At 50.3% G+C, this 18,631-nt stretch carries 21 protein-coding genes; 11 read left to right on the forward strand and 10 right to left on the reverse strand.

Annotated elements, in window-relative coordinates; genetic code table 11:
• Positions 1 to 101: 101 nt before the first annotated feature.
• Both cydB and ACN06F_RS08645 read right to left on the reverse strand, forming a co-directional pair.
• Entirely contained in the window at positions 102 to 1,100 is a 999-nt protein-coding gene (cydB, locus tag ACN06F_RS08640) for a cytochrome d ubiquinol oxidase subunit II (protein ID WP_038484179.1), read from the reverse strand.
• The gene (locus ACN06F_RS08645; protein ID WP_433925016.1) at positions 1,097 to 2,509 is read right to left on the reverse strand and encodes a cytochrome ubiquinol oxidase subunit I; all 1,413 of its coding nucleotides are present in this window, start codon (positions 2,507 to 2,509) and stop codon (positions 1,097 to 1,099) included. The genes cydB and ACN06F_RS08645 overlap by 4 nt, the downstream gene beginning before the upstream one ends.
• 297 nt (positions 2,510 to 2,806) lie before the next feature.
• On the opposite strand from ACN06F_RS08645, the gene ACN06F_RS08650 reads away from it, so the two are divergent.
• From ACN06F_RS08650 to ACN06F_RS08685, 8 genes are all read left to right on the forward strand, one after another.
• Positions 2,807 to 3,835: a hydrolase gene (locus tag ACN06F_RS08650; RefSeq protein ID WP_433925017.1), complete on the forward strand. Its 1,029-nt coding sequence runs from the start codon at positions 2,807 to 2,809 to the stop codon at positions 3,833 to 3,835.
• A 56-nt stretch (positions 3,836 to 3,891) separates the two neighbouring features.
• Positions 3,892 to 4,896, forward strand: a complete 1,005-nt coding sequence (locus tag ACN06F_RS08655) for an aldo/keto reductase (protein ID WP_287706511.1) — start codon at positions 3,892 to 3,894, stop codon at positions 4,894 to 4,896.
• A gap of 115 nt (positions 4,897 to 5,011) precedes the next feature.
• A complete protein-coding gene (locus tag ACN06F_RS08660) occupies positions 5,012 to 5,188 on the forward strand; it encodes a hypothetical protein (RefSeq protein WP_167457121.1) in 177 nt (58 codons plus the stop codon).
• 221 nt (positions 5,189 to 5,409) lie between these two features.
• Positions 5,410 to 6,090, forward strand: a complete 681-nt coding sequence (locus tag ACN06F_RS08665) for a Bax inhibitor-1/YccA family protein (RefSeq protein ID WP_038484188.1) — start codon at positions 5,410 to 5,412, stop codon at positions 6,088 to 6,090.
• Between the two features lie 81 nt (positions 6,091 to 6,171).
• Positions 6,172 to 6,561 (forward strand): sulfurtransferase complex subunit TusD, encoded by a 390-nt coding sequence (gene tusD / locus ACN06F_RS08670; RefSeq protein ID WP_038484190.1) that lies wholly within the window; start codon positions 6,172 to 6,174, stop codon positions 6,559 to 6,561.
• A 53-nt stretch (positions 6,562 to 6,614) separates the two neighbouring features.
• Positions 6,615 to 6,980, forward strand: coding sequence for a sulfurtransferase complex subunit TusC (tusC, locus tag ACN06F_RS08675; RefSeq protein WP_038484193.1), 366 nt, complete (start codon positions 6,615 to 6,617; stop codon positions 6,978 to 6,980).
• A 36-nt stretch (positions 6,981 to 7,016) separates the two neighbouring features.
• Complete coding sequence (gene tusB / locus ACN06F_RS08680; RefSeq protein WP_038484196.1) at positions 7,017 to 7,304, forward strand: sulfurtransferase complex subunit TusB; 288 nt, start codon at positions 7,017 to 7,019, stop codon at positions 7,302 to 7,304.
• Between the two features lie 2 nt (positions 7,305 to 7,306).
• Positions 7,307 to 7,657, forward strand: coding sequence for a TusE/DsrC/DsvC family sulfur relay protein (locus ACN06F_RS08685; protein WP_433925018.1), 351 nt, complete (start codon positions 7,307 to 7,309; stop codon positions 7,655 to 7,657).
• A 41-nt stretch (positions 7,658 to 7,698) separates the two neighbouring features.
• On the opposite strand, the gene ACN06F_RS08690 is transcribed toward ACN06F_RS08685, so the two are convergent.
• Both ACN06F_RS08690 and ACN06F_RS08695 read right to left on the reverse strand, forming a co-directional pair.
• Positions 7,699 to 8,331 carry a helix-turn-helix domain-containing protein gene (locus tag ACN06F_RS08690; RefSeq protein WP_038484202.1) on the reverse strand — a complete coding sequence of 211 codons (633 nt, stop codon included), beginning with the start codon at positions 8,329 to 8,331 and terminating at the stop codon, positions 7,699 to 7,701.
• Between the two features lie 102 nt (positions 8,332 to 8,433).
• Positions 8,434 to 9,375, reverse strand: coding sequence for a histone deacetylase family protein (locus ACN06F_RS08695; RefSeq protein WP_038484205.1), 942 nt, complete (start codon positions 9,373 to 9,375; stop codon positions 8,434 to 8,436).
• Between the two features lie 106 nt (positions 9,376 to 9,481).
• On the opposite strand from ACN06F_RS08695, the gene ACN06F_RS08700 reads away from it, so the two are divergent.
• Positions 9,482 to 12,229 carry a bifunctional acetate--CoA ligase family protein/GNAT family N-acetyltransferase gene (locus ACN06F_RS08700; protein ID WP_231656925.1) on the forward strand — a complete coding sequence of 916 codons (2,748 nt, stop codon included), beginning with the start codon at positions 9,482 to 9,484 and terminating at the stop codon, positions 12,227 to 12,229.
• A 116-nt stretch (positions 12,230 to 12,345) separates the two neighbouring features.
• On the opposite strand, the gene pdxH is transcribed toward ACN06F_RS08700, so the two are convergent.
• Positions 12,346 to 12,990, reverse strand: a complete 645-nt coding sequence (gene pdxH / locus ACN06F_RS08705; protein ID WP_038484211.1) for a pyridoxamine 5'-phosphate oxidase — start codon at positions 12,988 to 12,990, stop codon at positions 12,346 to 12,348.
• 237 nt (positions 12,991 to 13,227) lie between these two features.
• On the opposite strand from pdxH, the gene ACN06F_RS08710 reads away from it, so the two are divergent.
• Positions 13,228 to 13,920, forward strand: a complete 693-nt coding sequence (locus ACN06F_RS08710; protein WP_038484213.1) for a cytochrome b/b6 domain-containing protein — start codon at positions 13,228 to 13,230, stop codon at positions 13,918 to 13,920.
• A 30-nt stretch (positions 13,921 to 13,950) separates the two neighbouring features.
• Here the strand turns inward: ACN06F_RS08710 and ACN06F_RS08715 are convergent, their stop codons facing one another.
• Genes ACN06F_RS08715 through ACN06F_RS08725 form a run of 3 tightly spaced genes read right to left on the reverse strand, consistent with a single transcriptional unit; the run spans position 13,951 to position 15,484 of the window.
• Positions 13,951 to 14,343, reverse strand: a complete 393-nt coding sequence (locus ACN06F_RS08715; RefSeq protein WP_038484216.1) for a DUF2069 domain-containing protein — start codon at positions 14,341 to 14,343, stop codon at positions 13,951 to 13,953.
• Complete coding sequence (wrbA, locus tag ACN06F_RS08720) at positions 14,340 to 14,966, reverse strand: NAD(P)H:quinone oxidoreductase (protein ID WP_038484219.1); 627 nt, start codon at positions 14,964 to 14,966, stop codon at positions 14,340 to 14,342. Before wrbA ends, ACN06F_RS08715 begins: the two co-directional genes overlap by 4 nt.
• A gap of 47 nt (positions 14,967 to 15,013) precedes the next feature.
• The gene (locus ACN06F_RS08725; RefSeq protein WP_433925019.1) at positions 15,014 to 15,484 is read right to left on the reverse strand and encodes a gamma-glutamylcyclotransferase family protein; all 471 of its coding nucleotides are present in this window, start codon (positions 15,482 to 15,484) and stop codon (positions 15,014 to 15,016) included.
• A gap of 121 nt (positions 15,485 to 15,605) precedes the next feature.
• Between ACN06F_RS08725 and smrA the strand changes: the two genes are divergently transcribed.
• Positions 15,606 to 16,196 (forward strand): DNA endonuclease SmrA, encoded by a 591-nt coding sequence (gene smrA, locus ACN06F_RS08730; RefSeq protein ID WP_433925020.1) that lies wholly within the window; start codon positions 15,606 to 15,608, stop codon positions 16,194 to 16,196.
• Between the two features lie 115 nt (positions 16,197 to 16,311).
• Here the strand turns inward: smrA and ACN06F_RS08735 are convergent, their stop codons facing one another.
• A complete protein-coding gene (locus ACN06F_RS08735) occupies positions 16,312 to 16,857 on the reverse strand; it encodes a DUF934 domain-containing protein (protein ID WP_433925021.1) in 546 nt (181 codons plus the stop codon).
• A complete protein-coding gene (locus tag ACN06F_RS08740) occupies positions 16,844 to 18,502 on the reverse strand; it encodes a nitrite/sulfite reductase (RefSeq protein WP_038484232.1) in 1,659 nt (552 codons plus the stop codon). Before ACN06F_RS08740 ends, ACN06F_RS08735 begins: the two co-directional genes overlap by 14 nt.
• Between the last annotated feature and the right edge of the window lie 129 nt (positions 18,503 to 18,631).

Below are 18,631 nucleotides of genomic sequence, written 5' to 3' on the forward strand. Positions count from 1 at the left end.
TGCTATATCCAAAGTAATAAAAGAGGGGTGCCCAAATGGCACCCTTCTTTTTTGTTACAAGCAATTTGTGACAAGCAATCAACAGATTAACTGGTAAAGCCTCAGTGGTACCCTTCGCCTACTTTTACCTTGCCGCGGAATACCCAGTAAGACCAGGCGGTGTAGGCCAATACGATAGGGATTACAAACAGCACGCCGATCAGCAAAAACAATTGCGACTCAGGTGCTGAAGCGGCATCCCAAATTGTATAGTTGGGCGGTACGATAACCGGCCATTTACTGGCGATGAGGCCTAGGTAGGTAAAGATAAATAGGCCCAATGTTGAGACAAACGGTAAGCCTTCCTGCTGGCGTTTTACGGCACGATAAAGAGCTCCAGCGCAGACCATGGCAAGAATGGGGAACAGCCAAATTAGGTGGATCTGGTTCATCCAGCGGTCACGCACTTCTGGACTAACCAGCGGTGTCCACAGGCTAACAATGCCAAATACCACCAATACCGCTAAGAGTAATTTTGGTGTGATGCGATAGGCCCACTGCTGGACATGGCCTTCTGACTTCAGGATCAGCCACGTAGAACCAAGCAGTGCGTAGCCCGCCATTAGTCCAAGCCCCGTCAATACAGTAAAGGGCGTCAACCAATCCAGTGCGCCACCGACATAGCGAAAGTCTTCGACAGCAAACCCTTGGATGTAAGCGCCGACGACCGCGCCTTGAGCGAAGGTCGCAATGGCAGAGCCCCAACAAAATGCGCGGTTCCACCAACGGCGGTTTTTCTTAGACTTGAAGCGAAACTCGAACGAGATGCCGCGAAAAATCAAGCCAGCCAGCATTAGGAAAACACCGATATAGAGCGCGGGCAAAAACACGGAATAAACTAAAGGAAAGGCGCCGAGCAGCCCTGCACCACCTAGTACTAACCAAGTCTCATTGCCATCCCACACGGGAGCAACAGAGTTCATCATCACATCGCGTGACTCTTCATCAGGCGCGAAGGGAAACAAAATCCCAAGCCCTAGATCGAAGCCATCCATCAAGACATACATAATGACGCCAAAGCCAATAATGGCAGCCCAGATGAGTGAAAGATCAATACTCATGTGTTGGCTCCTTCCAAATCATCATCAAAGGGGGTGTGTGCTGCTGATAGGGGGCGTTTCGGGCGTTCAACCTCGCCTTCAACTTCAGCCTGTGTTTCTTCTTTCATGCCATTGCGCACAACGCGCGTTAGATAATAAATACCGGTAAAAAACACCACGCTGTAAACAGCGATATAGCCAATCAAGGTAAACAGCGCCATACCGCCAGTAAGGGAAGGCGTTAACCCTTCCGCGTGAGTCATGACGCCATACACTAACCAAGGCGCACGTCCTGATTCGGTAACAATCCAACCACCCAGAACCGCAAGGAAAGGGGATGCAATCATGACGGTAAGCGTTTTTAAGAAAAGCGTGTTTTCATAGACACGCCCCTTACGACGCAGAAACAATCCAGTCAGCGCAACAGCAATCATCAGCAAGCCAATGCCTACCATGACGCGGAAAGCCCAGAATACAATGATGACAGGAGGCTGCTCTTCTATCGGTACTGCGTTAAGCCCCGGAACTTCACCATCGACATGGTGCGTCAGAATCAAGCTGGCAAGGTTGGGGATGCCAATTTCAAAATGATTGGTCTGGGCTTCTTTATCAGGAATAGCAAAAAGCAGAAGTGGCACATTGGTTTGCGTTTCCCAGTTACCCTCCATGGCGGCTACTTTCGTTGGCTGGTGCTCCAAGGTGTTCAGACCGTGAAAATCGCCGACTACCGCTTGTGCTGGCGCTAAGATCAGCAGTAACCACAAACACATGGATAGCGCTTTTTTGTTAGCTTCAACATCACGCTTGCGCAGTAAGAACCAGGCGCTAACACCTGCAACGACGAACCCGCCGGTTAGGAAAGAAGCCATGCCCATGTGAACAAAGCGATACCAGAAGGAGGGGTTAAAGAGTGCTTCCATCCAAGAAGTGATATGAAACCGACCGTCGATCAGCTCAAAACCTGCAGGAGTTTGCATCCAACTGTTGGCAGAAAGTATCCAGAAAGAAGATATAAACGTGCCTACAGCAACCATGATGGCAGCAAATAAATGCACACCTTCAGGTACTTTATTGCGGCCAAATAACAGTACGCCTAGAAAAGCAGCTTCTAGGAAAAAGGCCGTTACTACCTCATAGCTGAGGACAGGACCTAAGAAGTTAGATGTGGCGTAGGCAAAGTTGCTCCAGTTAGTACCAAACTGAAACGACATAACAATGCCTGATACGACGCCCATGCCAAACACAACGGCAAACACTTTTGTCCAGAAGAGCGCCAAGCGATCCCAAGCGGGGTTTTCCGTTTTGTAAAACAGGCCATGCAGTAGCGCGATGTAGGAAGCCAGACCGATAGTAAACACCGGAAAAATGGCATGAAAAGAGACAACAAAAGCGAACTGCAGCCTTGAAAGCAACAGAGGATCTAATTCCATGGCGACCTCCTAGATCGTGTGGCATGAAAGTATTGAAAATCAGTAGTTGTCGCAGGAGCTATATTCTTAAAGGCTATGGCTATATTTCTTTAATCATTAATAATAGTAGTTGAAACCACTCTGCGACGTAAGTTGAAAGTATCTAATGATGCATGGCGTATTGTCGCATCTATGAGAACGCTGCACACAAGTGGCTTCTGCTTTAGGCGAGCTCCAGGCGATATTTCTGCCATAATCAAATCTGCTTACAAATTTTGCTAAGCTATTCAGCTGTTTTTTTGCTGGCGCTTTTCCTCCATGTCTTCAATACGGTCTTCACTACCGTCTTCACCTCTGCCTCCATTTCGACCTTCGCGCTGGCTGCCAGGTGGACATTTGCAAACGCTCTATAGCCCGCTATGGCGGACATCGCCCCAATTACAACGCCGGCGGGAGCGAATGAGGCTTCAAGATGGTGATTTTATCGATGTGGATTGGTATGGGCCTGAGGGTGAGTCGGCGAATTGTGTACTGCTGCTTCATGGCCTAACTGGCAGTTCTTCTTCACTGTATATACTAGGGCAACAACAAGCGTTAGCGGCGCGCGGTTGGCAGAGCGTGGCTGTCAATTGGCGTGGCTGCTCTGGTGAGCCAAACCATCGTGCCAGGGGATATCACTCTGGCGCGAGTGAGGACTTAGCGGATGTGGTTCAGCAACTAACGTTACGCTATCCATACAAATTGTTTGCCGCGATAGGTTACTCATTGGGTGGCAATGTGTTGCTCAAGTATTTGGGTGAAGAGGGTGGCAATACTCCGTTGCAGGCGGCGGTAGCAGTATCGGTACCGTTTCGGCTAGACCACTGCGCAGACCGAATAAGTAAAGGCTTCTCCAGAATTTACCAGGCCCGTTTCCTGCGAGACTTGCGCCAGTATGTTGAACATAAACAGCAGGTGTTTTTACGCCAAGGGCGAAGGGAAGAACTGGCGTGTTTAGCGGCGCTTGAAACATTACAAGGTATGAAGACGTTTTGGGACTTCGATGGCCGCGTTACTGCGCCACTGCATGGCTTTGAAAGTGCTGATGACTATTACCATCGCTGCAGCAGTGCTTTCTTCGTGGAGCACCTTCGTATTCCAACGCTTATTGTGCATGCGCTAGATGACCCTTTTATCTACCCACAGAGCGTTCCTAATGCGGAAACTTTGCCAAGCAATGTCACCCTGGAGCTTCATGCCTCGGGTGGCCATGTGGGCTTTATAGAGGGGCCTCCGTGGCGGCCGCGTTATTATCTTGAACACCGATTGCCTGACTGGCTGCAGTCGCAGGTTTGTAGCCAGGGGTAAAACGCATAACACTAGCGCACTACTATCCAATTAACGTCAATCACCCAGAGGTTGCTATGTCCGTGTTCTTTGACCGATTAAACGGTGTCTCGTCTCCTCGTATTGGCTTGGGATGCATGAATCTTTCCCATGGCTATGGGCAGTATGTGCCAGAAACAGAGGCGCTTCGGGTATTGGAAGAAGCCTTTGAGATGGGATACCGCCATTTTGATACGGCGACGCTCTATGGTGGAACAGCAAATGAGCGGTTGTTGGGGCTCGCTTTAAAAACAAAAAGGCACCAGCTGTTTCTCGCCAGCAAGTGTGGAATGGCATTGGATGCTGAAACAGGGAAGCGCATTATCGATGGTCGCCCCGGCACATTGCGTCGCCAGTGTGAAGAGAGTCTGTCACGACTGAAAACGGATTATTTGGATATTTACTACCTGCATCGCCTAGATCGCAGTGTTCCTATCGAAGAGAGTGTTGGGGCGCTGGGCCGACTAGTGGAAGAGGGTAAAATTGGCGCGGTTGGTTTATCTGAGGTATCGGCAGAAACACTTAGTAGAGGTAATGCGGAATATCCAGTCGCAGCAGTACAGTCAGAATACTCACTCTGGACACGTAATCCCGACATTGCTCTGAAGGATGTATGTGCGGAGCTCGGTGCCGCCTTAGTGGCGTTCAGTCCACTTGGGCGTGGTTTTCTGACGGGGGCAGTGGAAGAAAGTACCCAGTTTTCGACAGGGGATATGCGCGCCGGAATGCCTCGCTTTAGTAAAGACAATTTACCTCACAATATAGCTTTGTTGGATGACGTTAAAACAATGGCTAGGCGTCTTGAGATCTCACTCGCACAGCTGGCGCTAGCTTGGTTAAACGCCCAGGGCCATCATATTGTGCCTATTCCTGGTTCCTGCTCAGTGACGCATATACGCGAGAACTTACGCGCTGAAACGGTCGTACTGGATGACGCAACAGTGACTCAGCTCAACGGTATGCTGTTGCCGAGCCAAGTCGCTGGCGCTCGTTATAGCGATGCGCAACAAGCCGATATTGACACTGAAGAATTTGCGGATTAATAGAGTAAATTGATAGGGCAAATGGTGATTTTACCAAACACCGTTGCTTTCTTTCCGCCTAGGACTATTATTCGCTACCAACGACGATGTTGTTAGCCCACCAAGGAGCACTGCCATGTTAAAAGGTCTGATTATTTGTTTTGCCGTGCTATTTGCACAGTTGGCGGTGCTGAACGTGATCGATGCACGTCTCTATAACGCTCAGGATGCGCGTCAAGCAGCGACAATGCAGCATTTACCTCACAAGGAAGAAGACGACGATAACGTTTCACCGCCAGCAGTGAAGCTGTAAGCAGAAGAGGCGAAGATAATCACGCCAAATGTGGCACGGTCAGGGGAATTTTATAGCGCATTTCTATGTCCAAAGTGGTGTGGAATGTTAAGCATAGTCAACGCTGGAGGAGCAAGTGCCTTAAAAAGCAGTTGTTTGCGTGGAAGACAAATACTTGCGTCTGGAACTTGGTAACGGCATCCTTGTCCGTTGTTAGTATTACCATTAGGGAGCATAGATAAATGGCTTTTAACGATTCGAACACGGCGAGAGCGCAAACGCGCAGCGAAGTAAGTAGTGTTAGCGCTAATAAAGTTCTGCGTAACACCTACGCGCTATTGGCCATGACATTGCTATTCTCTGCAGTCACCGCTGGTGCCTCTGTCGCAATGGGCATCCAACAAATGAACATTTTTGTGTTCTTTATCGGTGCATACGGGCTGATGTTCCTGGTTCACAAAACGGCCAATTCAGCAGCTGGTCTGCTGGCGACTTTTGCATTCACCGGATTTATGGGCTTTACGCTTGGCCCAATCATTTCCGCCTATCTTACGTTGCCTAACGGTGGCGCTTTGATAATGAATGCATTGGCAATGACTGGCTTGACGTTTATTGGCCTTTCTGCGGTTGCATTAACCACCAAGAAAGACTTCAGCTTTTTAGGTAATTTCCTAATGGCTGGTGCCATTGTGTTGATTTTGGCCATGGTAGCTGGGCTGATCTTCAATATTCCTGCGCTTTCATTGATGGTTTCCGCTGGTTTTGTGCTGTTTGCATCAGCTGCGATCCTCTACCAAACCAGTGAAATTGTTCACCGGGCGGGAGAGACCAACTACATCCTCGCAACTATTACGCTTTATGTTTCCATTTATAACCTGTTCATCAGTCTGCTCTCGATTTTAGGCATTATGAGCAACGATTGATCAACCCCTGCAGTACTATCGCGACAGACCCTACTTGCTAGGGTCTGTTTTTTTTAGGGCGGACTGTATCGAGATAATCCGATGGAGTATGGCTTATTGGTCATGGGGGCGCCGTATAGTAGTGCAGCCCCTCATTCCGCGCTGCGATTTGCCCAAGCAGTGCTAAATGAAGGACACCACATCAAGGGCGTTTTTTTCTATCAAGATGGCGTTCATAATGCCTCCCGACTAATGTCTCCTCCACAGGATGAGCTCAATATGCGAGATGCTTGGGTTGACCTGCATCATCAGCACGGGGTGGCATTAGATGTATGCATCGCGGCGGCGTTACGCCGTGGCGTGGTGAGTGAAGCAGAGGCAAAGCGGCACGGGAAAGTGAACTTCAATCTTGAGCCACCCTTTGAATTAACGGGGCTAGGACAACTGCTTGAGCTACAGCAGCGCTGTGATCGTTTGATTACGTTTGCTTAGTAGTGAGAACAGGGCTGAAAACAGGGCGACCAGAGTAGATAGGTAGGACTAAGATGGCTGAAGCAAATGAGCGACTTATCGTTATACGACATGCGCCCTATAGCTCAAATGAGTTGCGGGAAGGGCTGGATGTTGCGCTAGTGTCTGCTGCCTTTGGGCAAGCTGTTGATCTGCTGTTTTTAGGGCAGGGGATATTCGCGTTACTCAAAGAGCAACAGGTTGGCGCGCCTGGCCAAAAAGCCACGCTACCGACAATTAATATGTTAGAAATGTACGATATAGAAAACATATTAGTCCCTACCGAGACTCTACAAGCCTTCAATATAGCCACTGATCAGCTGGTTGAGGGAGTTACCCTAGTCTCGCCTTCAGACGTGCCAGACCTATTCCAGCGTTATAATTATGTTCTTAATTTTTAATTTTGCGCTCAATTTTTAGCAGAGTAGCCAATAACTATGCTGCATATTCTGAATAAACCTCCCCATAGCGATGCTGCTGTGCAAATGCTTAACGCACTCAGCAATGGCGATTCTGTTGTGCTGATAGAAGACGGCGTGCAGGCTGCGCTCTATCCTGAATGGCAAGGCTGGGCAGCCAATACAGCGTCGATTTTTTTGCTAGCTGAAGATGCTATTTCGAGAGGGGTTCACTCTGTTGCCACAAGCCATGGGCTGCCTTTGATAGAGATGGATGGCTTTATTAGGTTGACCGAGCAAAATGAAAAGATCATTTCCTGGTATTGAATATGAGTAATCAAAGTTTATACCGTTATCTTGATTTATCACAAAAGATTCAACTAGATCCTGAGGGATATCTAGTTAAGCAGGATCAGTGGAGCGATGAGGTTGCTCAGTTACTCGCTGAGGATGAAGGGTTAACCCTCACAGAAAAACACTGGGAAATTATTCAGCTGGTGCGCGATTTTTATACTCGATATGAAATGGCACCCGCAATGCGGCCCTTAGTGAAAGCCACAAAACAGGCGCTGGGTGATGAGAAGGGGAATTCGATTTATTTAATGATGCTGTTTCCGGGGAGTCCACCAAAGCGTATTGCTCGCATCGCTGGCCTTCCTAAGCCCACAAACTGTTTATAGCTATTTTTTGCGGTTATTTTGAGCAATACGAAATCTTGGCGTTAGACCGAGTCGCCCCGTGTGCAAACAGAAAGCACGACCGCATCTTCTGGGCTGGTAGAAACAAGGGCATGCCCCATGTCGCTATCAAAATAAATACTATCGCCTTCGGCGAGCATGAGTGGCGCATAAAATTCTGTGTATAACAAAATATCGCCTTCTAAAATCATCAGAAATTCTTCACCGTCGTGTCGAACCCACTGATGATACTCATCAAAACTGCGTGCTCTAACAATGGTCTTGAAGGGAATCATGCGCTTTTGAGCAAGCTGATGCCCTAGCAGCTCATGCTCGTAGGTAGGGGTAGGGTGCACTTGGCCCTTGCCCTTACGGGTAAGATCTCTACGCCCCATGGTATAGCGCTCACGCTTCGGCGGCGTAAATAGCTGGGGCAGGTCGATGTTCAGGCCGGTAATAAGTTTTTGAACCACACTGAACGTAGGCGACACTTGGTCATTTTCGATCTTGGAGAGCGTTGACCGTGCTAAGCCTGTGCGCTGGCTGACGTCTTCCAATGTCCACTGGTTAGCAAGGCGAATCTGTTTTAAACGTTCCCCCAGGCGTAAAGGTTCGACAAAGGGCTTTCGCCCAGAGGCTATGCGCAGCGCAGCATGCTCTTCAGTAGTAGCGGTCATAAAAAGCCACGTGAGTAAACGTCAATAAAACCGCATGTTATCACAGACGCTCTGTATCAAGGTCGCCGTCGCATGACGTTTCTCAATAGTGATTGGCATACGTCATGGAACATCCGTAAAGGGCAAACCCAATAGCGCTTTTAAGTGAGCTTCTGCTCCGCTAGCGAGGGTTTTCGGGTTATATCCCCCCTCAAGTACTGAAACTACCCGGTTTTCTGCATAGAGGGCTGCAATCTCCATTGCTAAGTGGGTTATCCAATAAAAGTCCTCATCTTCTAAACAGATGTCTCCCATAGGGTCGTCGCGATGGGCATCAAAGCCTGCAGAAAGCATTACTAAGTCTGGTTTGAACGCATGGAGGGCGGGAAGCCACTGTCGTTCGATAATGCGTCTAAACTCTTTACTATCAGTGCCTACTTCCAGCGGCGTATTGACCACATTCTGCCATTCACTGCGTAAATAACGCCATGGGTAAAACGGATACTGGAAACTCGTGCACACCAGTACCTCTGGATCATTTTTGAAGATATCAATAGTGCCGTTGCATTGATGGACATCAAAATCGAGTATTGCGATACGTTTAGCACCATATTTTGCTTTTGCATGGGCCGCACCGACGGCAATGTTGTTATAGAAACAAAACCCCATCGCATCAGCCGCTTCTGCATGATGCCCTGGTGGCCGTACTGCGCAAAATACGTTGTCAGCTTGGCGCTTAAAGACTTGATCAACTCCGCGAATGACGGCTCCTGCGGCCACTCTCGCCGCTTTTAGGCTATCGGGGTTCATCATTGTGTCGCTATCGAGTGTAACGATGCCTTCTTTCGGTAGGCACTTCTCTAACGCATTAAGATGCCTTGTTGGGTGCACTCTTGCTAACGCCTCGTCACACGCCTCTTTGGCGTCCGCCTGCATGGTTTGTTGAAGAAGGCCTGCTAGAGATAGGCGTGCACGAATCGCTTCAAGCCGTTGAGGGCTTTCAGGGTGCTCGGGCCCCATATGGTGCAATGCGCAGTCTGGGTGAGTAAGGTAGGCAGTAATCATGCAAGCGCTCCGAAGACAATATCGCCACCTTAATCGTCTCAGGGGCTTGCGCGACAGTGTCAATAAGTCGTACACAGTGGTTATTAATTTCAGGGGAGACGCATTCGTGAGCACACGTTTTTTGCATCATTTTTTCGAACCGCGCACAGTGGCCGTGTTCGGTGCCTCTGAAAAGCCAGCCTCGTTGGGTGGTTTAGTGCTCAGTAACCTCCAAGAGGGCGGTTTTAGGGGGAAAATATGGGCGGTCAATCTGAAAGGATATGACACAGTCTTCGGCGTGGATTGCGTCCGCACCGTGAATGAACTGCCAGAAATCCCTGATTTAGCGGTTATCTGTTCCCCAATCGATGGTGTTCCTAGTCTTATCAAAAAACTTGGGCAGTTTGGTGTTAAAGCTGCTTTGGTGCTTTCCGGTGGTGCCTACCTTGATCGTGAGACGGGCAACAAAGGCTCAATCCGGCAACGTATGTTGCAGTCGGCGATAGAGTCGGGTATTCGGGTGCTAGGGCCCGAGTGCATGGGGCTGATTGTGCCTGGGAAGAAACTGAATGTTTCCTATGCCAGTCAGCCAGTTCAAGCAGGCAAGGTGGCCTATTTAGGGCAATCGGGCATGTTGGCAAATGCCATGATCGATTGGGCTGCAGGTCGCGATGTTGGCTTTTCACACTTGATCACGGTAGGTGACAGTGTTGATGTTCTACTGCCAGATTTGATTGATTATGTGAATCAGTTTTCTCCAGCGCAAGCGATTCTGCTGCACCTTGAGCGCGTGATGGATGCTCAGCACTTTATGACCTCCGTACGTGATGCATCGCGTAACCGCTTGGTAGTCGCCATCAAGAGTGGGCGAACGCCACAGTCTGATATTTCGGGTATGGCTCCCACACCAGGTATTGCTAATCGTGATGTGGTTTTTGACGCGGCCTTCGCTCGAGCGGGCGTTGTTCGCGTCAATGATTATGATGAATTGCTGGATGCGCTTGAAACCTTATCGCGCATGAAGCCGCTTCGCGGCGACCGATTGGCTATTGTGTCTAATGGCTTAGGGCCCGCCATGCTGGCGATCGATAAACTGATAAGTGCGGGCGGTAAACTGGCGGAGTTTAGCGAAGAGACCCAGCGTGTGCTGCATAAAAGCCAGGTAGATATGAGCAAACCCGGTGAGAACCCAGTGGATTTAGGCGGCAACGCGACGCCAGAGCGTTTTGTAGAAGCGTTAAAAATTGTCACTGCCGATCCAAATGTGGATGCCGTACTGGTGGTTCACGCGCCTACTCGTTTAGCGCCCTCATTGGCCACCGCTCAGGCGCTGATTGATCATCGAAAAACATTTAAACGTAACTTGCTGACGAGTTGGATGGGGCTGAAAGAAGCCCTGAATGCTAGGCATGTGTGCAATTTGGCGGGTATCCCCACCTATACATCGCCGGAAAAGGCAGTGAAAGCATTTATGCATATGGTGGACTATCAGCGTGTTCAGGCGCTGCTGCATGAAATTCCGCCTAGCTTACCTTTTTCCACCAGCGCAGAGATTCGTGCGGAGTGTCGCGCGCTGATTAAAAATGCCAAAGCGGAGGGGCGGCAAACGTTGACCCATTCAGAAACAGCCCAAGTGCTAGAAGCCTATGGCATTCCTGCCGCACCTAGTGTCTATTTGGCTAATCCGGAAGATGCCTTAGCGATGGCAGATCATTTTCCAGGTCCTAAGGCGCTAAAAGTCATTCACGAGGGCAATTGCCGCCCTTATCGCTACCGTAAACACCCCCATAAAATATCCGCGGGTCTACTGCAAGATTTAGAAACGCCGGAGCAAGTGGCCGAAGGGATCCGTCAGCTAGGCGATAAGGTGCGCGAGAAATTCCCCGAATATGCTATTCGCGAATACTGTTTGCAGCCAATGCAGCGTGGTAAACACTCAATGCAGATCTGTGCCGGGATCACTCGTGATCCTGTGTTCGGTCCGCTGATTGTTTTCGGGATAGGTGGCTATAAAGTGAACGTGCTAGCGGATCGTCAGATTGCGCTACCACCACTGAATATGAGTTTAGCCGCTGACGTGGTGGGTAGAACCCATGCGGCTTCATTGATTCGCGAGCATTCGGCCGATCCCGAACGAGATATCCAGCGGCTCTGCCAACTGTTGGTCAAGCTATCCCAAATGGCTTCTGACTTGGGCGACTTGAGGGGGCTCGAACTCAATCCTTTGCTGCTGAACCGTGATGGGATGTTAGCAGTGGATTTTGCCATGGACTTAGGCCCGCCTGCGCGTTTTGCCATCATGCCTTACCCTGAAGAGCTACGTGAATGGGTAACGCTGACAAATGGATGGCGGGTAGAGGTTCGCCCCATCCGCGCGGAAGATGCCCCTCTGATTACGACGTTCCACCGACAGTTATCAGAGGAGAGCATTCGTTTTCGTTATTTCCATAATAAATCCAACCTAACCCAGCGTGATTTGTCGATTCTGTCGCATATCAACTACGACCGACAGATGGCCTTTATTGCCGAACATCAGCACGATGACGGGAGTAAGGAGATGTTGGGTGTCGTTCGGGTATGGAATGATCCCGATAATATTCGCACGGAATTTTCGGTCATTATCCGTGACGACTTGCAGGGGCTTGGTATTGGTAGCCTGCTAATGAAAAAGATGATCGATTACTGCACCAACATTGGCACGCTCGAAATGATCGGCAAAATTATGGTAGATAACCATCCCATGCGCGCCTTGATGAAGCACTTGGGCTTTAGATGTCGCTACAACATGGAAGAGCAGGTGATTGATGCCGTGCTCAGGTTGAACGAGCCTGAAAGCGAATGGCAGCGTCACCGGTTGGAGAGCCAGCCTGACTAAGCTATTGCTGACCCAAATAAGCCTGCCTCAAAAGAGGCAGGCTTATTCATGGGATGGGTAAATCGAGTGAAAACAGTGTCTAAATTAAGAAACCACTATATTAATAGATTTCTTAATTAAGGAGCTAAGCGGAAGCGGCTCCAATCGCCGCCGTCACGCCGTTCAAAGCGTAGGCGGTCGTGAAGACGACTGGGTTGCCCCTGCCAGAACTCAATCATTTCAGGATTAACTCGATAGCCGCCCCAGTGATTCGGACGCGGAATATCTTGTCCTTCGTAGGCTTGTTCAAAGCGTTTTTGCCGCTCTTCAATCCAATTACGATCAGGGATCACAACGCTTTGGGTAGCAATCCAGGCACCCAGCTGGCTACCACGAGGCCGGCTCGAGAAGTATTCATCAGACTCTTCTTGTGCCACTTGTTCTACGGGACCTTCGATGCGAACTTGCCGTGACAGCGAGGGCCACCAAAAGGTGATGGCGGCAAAAGGTACGTTGCTCAGCTCGCTACCTTTGTGGCTATGGTAGTTGGTAAAGAACACCATACCTTGCTCGTCAAACCCCTTGAGCAGAACGACACGGGCATGGGGGCGCCCCTGACTGTCTACCGTAGCAAGGGTCATTGCGTTACCGTCTTGTCCTTCTGTTTCCAGCGCTAGGCTAAACCACTCATCAAACAGCACAAAGGGATTGTCGGGGGCTTGGGCTTCATCAAGGCGGCCACCTTCATAATCGCGCCTAATATCAGCTATATTGCGTGTCATTGAATACTGCTCCCTTTAAATTTTGTTCATGGTCGCTGGTCTTTCGGTAAAGCTCAAGCCCTGTCTCTAAGCTTTGCTGACAAGCTCTATTTAGAAGCCCAGCCGAGAAGTTGATGGCGTTACGGGTAATGCAAAGTTGCTTGATTGTATAACGCGTCGACTGTGCTCTGTAATGCGTTATATCAGAAACATTGAAGAAATGAGAAAATGTATGAATAGAAGATAAAGGGCAACGTAATGCAGAATGAAAGAAAACAGCTGGCCGTTTGGGACGTCTTTGTACGCTTATTCCATTGGTGTCTGCTGGCAGCGGTGATCATTTCGTTTTACACCGCAAAAACCAATGGCGCACCGTTTTTGTTTCCGATTGAGGCTCATGCCCAAGCAGGCTACCTCATTATTGGTTTATTGATATTTCGCGTGATATGGGGCGTCTCAGGTCCTGCCTATGCTCGCTTTAGTGCGTTTATCTATGGTCCAAAAGATACGGCAATTTATGCAAATGCGCTGCTGAAGCGACGTGCCCCCCGCTACGCGAGCCACAACCCCCTGGGGGGGTGGATGGTGGTCCTTTTGTTACTCTCACTGAGTTTTCAGGCAGTGAGTGGACTGTTTTTGAGTGACGATATCTTCTTCCAGGGTCCACTTTACGGTTTGCTGGGCCGAGACATAAGTGGCGAGCTAGCCAGTTTGCATTCACTCAATAGTGATGTGCTGCTTATCCTGATAGGCATCCATGTTGCGGGCATCATTGTGCATGCTCTGCAGGGAGAAAATTTAGTCGCTGCGATGGTGACGGGAATCAAACATTTCAACAGTGAACCGATTGATATAAAACCTGCCCACCGAACTAAGCATCGCCTGTTTGCGCTAGGTGCTTTTTTAGTTGCGGCGGGCGTTTGTGGCTGGTTGTGGTTTTATCCTTACTGATATTTATAGCAAACAGAGCGTTATCTAAGCTTACTCCTGGCGCTGTTGACGACTGCGAAAACGTGCGTACGCCATACAGCCAGTAAATAGTGCCAGTGATGTAACAGCTTCCAGCACACCGCGAACCCCTTGGCCGGGTAGGGTTGCCAGCATAGTGCCTTGAGTAAAGTACAGTAGGCTGACAAATGCTAACCAAGCATGGCCTCTGGCTCGCTGACCAATGATAGAGGGTAGGAATAGTAAGAGTGGCAGTACAAATGCGACAACAGGACGCCAGTTAAAGGTATCACCCTGAATAAAAAAGCCACGATAGATAACTAGCAGCAGCAGAATGACAAAGCTGACGAGTACTAACTGCCTTGCTTGCTGTGTGAGCTTATCGAGTCCATGGCGAGTCTCGAGACCTTCTAACCACTGCCTCATGCCGCTTCCTCCTGGCGCATTTTATGCAGCGCTCGCGCAAGCCTAGCCAACCGCTTGCCTTGAGCAAGACACAGTGCACGCTCGTGCTCGTCGACAGAACGGTCACTTCGCACACCGGCAACATGACTAGCCCCGTAGGGGGTGCCACCGGTTTGGGTGCTAAGCAGGGCGGTTTCATTATAGGGGATGCCGGCGTAGACCATGCCGTGATGCAGTAACGGAATTAGCATGCTGAGAAGCGTGCTTTCCTGGCCACCATGGAGGCTGGAAGTGGATGTGAACGCACAGGCAGGTTTATCAATCAACGCGCCATTCATCCATAGGCTACTGGTCGTATCTAGAAAATACTTAAGCGGCGCAGCCATATTGCCAAAACGCGTAGGGCTACCCAATGCCAACGCGCTGCAGTGGCGCAAATCCTCGAGGTCTGCATAAACTGCTCCCTCTGCTGGAATTTCGGGATCAACGGCTTCACAGGTTGTGGAGACAGGGGGAACGGTGCGCAACCGCGCTTCAATCCCCGTAATGCTTTCGACACCTGCTGCAATTTGCCTTGCCATATCCGCAGTGGCTCCTGAGCGCGAATAGTAAAGAATTAAAACAAACGGCGTGGAATCACTCATGAGGTATCCTAGAAATAACGACGTAAAGAGGGCACTGCGTTGTCTGCTTATGGTACCAGAGCTACCGATTGTACAGGAGATGAGTTAAGCAATTGGCTAAGCGTGGGCAGACGTAGATAAACCCATACGGTTGAACCGTCCGTTAGCGTTTGTTTGACCCGCTCATAGCGAATACCTAGGCGCTCATAACGATCCAAGCGCAGTAGCTGATCCGCAGTGACTTCTAACCGTAACCCTTCTACATGGCTATGGGTATCGGGAGTCAAGTCCAGGCCTTGTTTTTTAAAGCCTTCAAGACGTGCTGGTTGTGGGTTGCCTGAACTTCCCATCACCACCCAGCGCACAGGGAGATAGCGCAGCGTGCCATAGACGAAGACACTGTGGGTGCGTTCTTCAATGACTGGCAAGTGGGAGGGGCGCTCGTAAAACCACGGGCTCAGCATTGTCAGCCAAAGCCAACCTGCAGCACCGATTAGTAGTGCTGCGCTACACGCGATCAAACGTTTTAACCAAACCATGCCCACTCCTTTGATAATGTTGGCTATCAGCGTGGCGTTAGATGTTAATGAAAACAAGTCTTAAGCAATGTCGGCGGGTTTGCTAGGATAAGGGCATTAGACCCTGTCAGAGGAGCCTGTTATGAATCAATCACTTCGTGATGAGATGGATTTCAGTGCGTTGGTCGGCGATGTAAAGCCGTTACCCAAGCATAACCGCGCAGATACAGGTACCCAGCGCCAGCGGCCTACAGAGGCCCAGCTTGCTCGTCGTGAAAGTGCTGAGCAGCGTCTGGAAGAGCGTAATTTCTTATCTGATGATTTTGTCGACTTGTTGCCGCCCTTTGATCCGATTGAATACCGCCGTGAGGGTATTCAGCAAGGTGTGGTCGATAAACTGAAGCATGGTGGTTACAGTGTTCAGGCCCAACTACATCTGCTACGACGGCCGTTGGCAGAGTGCCGTAGAATGCTGTTCCCGTTTATTCAAGAAGCTTACCTCCACGACCTTCGCTCTGTGCTCATTGTGCATGGGAGAGGTCGAGAAATAGATAGTCCTGCGAATGTCCTGCGTTCCTATCTGGCTAAATGGCTTGCTCAGTTCGACGAAGTGCAGGCTTATATTTCTGCGCAACCTTCGGAGGGTGGCCTTGGTGCTACCTGGGTCATGCTACGTAAAAGTGACCGTGCCAAAGCTAACAACCGTGAGCGCCAGCAAAAACGCCGCGGATAGCCTGCCATTGTTTATCAAGTAATTGTTTATCAAGCAAAAGGGCAGCCGAGAAGCTGCCCTTTCTGTTTCTATCTCTACTTCTATCTTTTTACTTCTATCTCGATACCGTTTGCGGTTACTGCTTGGTGTCCGCCAGGCGGCGTTCGAACAATGCTTGGCGCTGCTCAAAATCGGTTTGGTAGCGAACGCTAAACATGTTTAACGCACGGATAGCGTCGTCTGGATGCTGATCATCACGCAGAGCCATGGCGGTAAAGCCACAGCGGCGCATGTAATCCAACTGGTCGACCAACACATCACCGACCGCACGTACTTCACCAGTATAGCCGTAGCGTTCGCGAAGCAAACGAGCAAGCGTGTAGCCACGTCCATCCGTAAATGCCGGGAAATCAATGGCAACCGCACTGGTACTGCTTAGCTGCTGGCCAAGCTCCGTGGTTAACTCGGTATCACTTGAAAGCAGCGGTGCTAGCTCGGCATCGTCCTGATTCGCTTGCCAGAGTGCCAGCGGCACAAAGGCGGGACGCTGTTCAGGGAGCGTGTCTGCGTCATAGGACACACACCACGCATTCTCTGCTGCCAGTTCACCATCAGCGATCAGATGGTCGACATGTACCGGCGTGAGCTCAACCGCGTCAGTCTGAGTGTCATTGCTGGGCATAAACACGCTCCTTAAAGGGTTTTAAGCCAATACGGCGATAGGTGTCGAGGAACCGCTCGTCTGCGTGACGTTCGGCCACATAGACTTGAAGTACCTTATCGACAACGTCCGGCACGTCTTCGCGGTAGAAAGAGGGCCCTAGGATTTTACCTAACGAGGCATCGTCAGTTGAGTTACCACCAATTGAGATTTGGTAATACTCTTCGCCTTTTTTGTCGACGCCAAGTATGCCGATGTGACCAACGTGGTGATGCCCACAAGCGTTCATGCAGCCTGAAATATTCAGATCCAGTGGGCCGAGGTCATAGAGGAAGTCCAGGTCTTCAAACCGCTCCTGTAGTGCTTGAGCGATGGGAATCGAGACCGCGTTGGCCAAGCCACAGTAGTCGCCGCCAGGGCAGCAGATAATATCGTTCAGCGTACCTACAGTCGGATTGGCCATGCCCAGTGCATCAAGCTCTTTCCAGAGTGCTTCCAGCTCATCGACGGGAACGTCAGACAGCACTAAGTTTTGCTCGTGGGTCACGCGCACTTCACCGAAGCTATAGCGATCGGCCAAGTCGGCGACGGCTTCCATCTGATCCGCGGTGACATCACCAGGCGCGTGTTCGCGGCGCTTAAGTGAAAGAGTCACTGCTTTATAACCAGGGACTTTGTGGTCGGTGACGTTATTCGTCACAAAGCGGGCCAAACTACGATTTTCGCTGCGTAACTGTTCGAAATCGGCAATGGCGCTCTCAGCAACCGGACGACGCTCTGGTTCAGGGAAGTGAATCTTGGCCGCATCAACCGCTGCTTGGTTGAGTGTTTGTGGGCCATCTTTAAGATGCGCCCACTCTTCGTCAACGCGGCGGCGAAACTCTTCAATACCGAGCGCTTTGACGAGTATTTTAATACGTGCTTTAAACTTGTTATCGCGGCGACCAAATTGGTTGTACACGCGAACACACGCTTCCAAATACGTTAACAGATGCTGCCAGGGAAGGTCTTCGCGCACCACGTCGCCAATCATCGGTGTGCGGCCAAGGCCGCCACCTGCTAGCACTTTAATGCGTACGTCGCCGTCCTCGTTACGCCATAGCCGCAGGCCGATGTCATGCACTTGAATAGCTGCGCGATCTTGGGCGGCACCGCTGACAGCAATTTTAAATTTGCGCGGCAGGTAGGCGAACTCTGGATGTAAGGTTGACCACTGACGAATTAGCTCACACCAAGGGCGTGGGTCTTCCACTTCATCCCCCGCGATACCGGCAAACTGGTCACTGGTGGTATTGCGGATGCAGTTGCCGCTGGTTTGAATAGCGTGCATTTGTACTTTGGCGAGGTCAGCCAAAATATCGGGCACGTCTTCCAATGCGGGCCAGTTCAGCTGCAAGTTTTGCCGAGTCGTGAAGTGGCCATAGCCACGGTCATAGCGGCGGGTAATGTCCGCTAACGCGCGAAGCTGCTTGCCCGCCAGCATGCCGTAGGGGATGGCGATTCGCAGCATTGGCGCATGCTTCTGAATATACAGGCCGTTTTGGAGTCGCAGCGGGCGAAACTCTTCTTCTCCCAAACGCCCGGCGCGGTAGCGGTCCATTTGGTCACGAAACTGAGCGACGCGCTCGTCAACCAACGTTTGGTCGTGAATATCATAACGGTACATGTGGCACGATCCTGCTAAAAGCGAAATGGTCACGTCGAGACGGACGGTAATGTGCCGTCACCTTAACGCGGGCGTCATATTCTACAAAAGAATATATAATTATCTTTTTATCGCTAAATGGTATTTGGG

It is taken from the genome of Vreelandella sp. 21, from assembly GCF_050995515.1.
GTDB lineage: Bacteria > Pseudomonadota > Gammaproteobacteria > Pseudomonadales > Halomonadaceae > Vreelandella > Vreelandella alkaliphila.

Excerpts from the sequence above, each read along its gene's own strand:
- ACN06F_RS08715 (WP_038484216.1), bottom strand. The coding sequence starts at position 14,343 with ATGAGGCAGTGGTTAGAAGGTCTCGAGACTCGCCATGGACTCGATAAG.
- ACN06F_RS08710 (WP_038484213.1), top strand. The coding sequence starts at position 13,228 with ATGCAGAATGAAAGAAAACAGCTGGCCGTTTGGGACGTCTTTGTACGC.
- tusB (WP_038484196.1), top strand. The coding sequence starts at position 7,017 with ATGCTGCATATTCTGAATAAACCTCCCCATAGCGATGCTGCTGTGCAA.
- ACN06F_RS08660 (WP_167457121.1), top strand. The coding sequence starts at position 5,012 with ATGTTAAAAGGTCTGATTATTTGTTTTGCCGTGCTATTTGCACAGTTG.
- ACN06F_RS08685 (WP_433925018.1), top strand. The coding sequence starts at position 7,307 with ATGAGTAATCAAAGTTTATACCGTTATCTTGATTTATCACAAAAGATT.
- ACN06F_RS08645 (WP_433925016.1), bottom strand. The coding sequence starts at position 2,509 with ATGGAATTAGATCCTCTGTTGCTTTCAAGGCTGCAGTTCGCTTTTGTT.
- ACN06F_RS08740 (WP_038484232.1), bottom strand. The coding sequence starts at position 18,502 with ATGTACCGTTATGATATTCACGACCAAACGTTGGTTGACGAGCGCGTC.
- tusD (WP_038484190.1), top strand. The coding sequence starts at position 6,172 with ATGGAGTATGGCTTATTGGTCATGGGGGCGCCGTATAGTAGTGCAGCC.
- ACN06F_RS08665 (WP_038484188.1), top strand. The coding sequence starts at position 5,410 with ATGGCTTTTAACGATTCGAACACGGCGAGAGCGCAAACGCGCAGCGAA.
- wrbA (WP_038484219.1), bottom strand. The coding sequence starts at position 14,966 with ATGAGTGATTCCACGCCGTTTGTTTTAATTCTTTACTATTCGCGCTCA.
- ACN06F_RS08725 (WP_433925019.1), bottom strand. The coding sequence starts at position 15,484 with ATGGTTTGGTTAAAACGTTTGATCGCGTGTAGCGCAGCACTACTAATC.
- smrA (WP_433925020.1), top strand. The coding sequence starts at position 15,606 with ATGAATCAATCACTTCGTGATGAGATGGATTTCAGTGCGTTGGTCGGC.
- pdxH (WP_038484211.1), bottom strand. The coding sequence starts at position 12,990 with ATGACACGCAATATAGCTGATATTAGGCGCGATTATGAAGGTGGCCGC.
- ACN06F_RS08655 (WP_287706511.1), top strand. The coding sequence starts at position 3,892 with ATGTCCGTGTTCTTTGACCGATTAAACGGTGTCTCGTCTCCTCGTATT.
- ACN06F_RS08735 (WP_433925021.1), bottom strand. The coding sequence starts at position 16,857 with ATGCCCAGCAATGACACTCAGACTGACGCGGTTGAGCTCACGCCGGTA.
- ACN06F_RS08695 (WP_038484205.1), bottom strand. The coding sequence starts at position 9,375 with ATGATTACTGCCTACCTTACTCACCCAGACTGCGCATTGCACCATATG.
- ACN06F_RS08690 (WP_038484202.1), bottom strand. The coding sequence starts at position 8,331 with ATGACCGCTACTACTGAAGAGCATGCTGCGCTGCGCATAGCCTCTGGG.
- tusC (WP_038484193.1), top strand. The coding sequence starts at position 6,615 with ATGGCTGAAGCAAATGAGCGACTTATCGTTATACGACATGCGCCCTAT.
- ACN06F_RS08650 (WP_433925017.1), top strand. The coding sequence starts at position 2,807 with ATGTCTTCAATACGGTCTTCACTACCGTCTTCACCTCTGCCTCCATTT.
- cydB (WP_038484179.1), bottom strand. The coding sequence starts at position 1,100 with ATGAGTATTGATCTTTCACTCATCTGGGCTGCCATTATTGGCTTTGGC.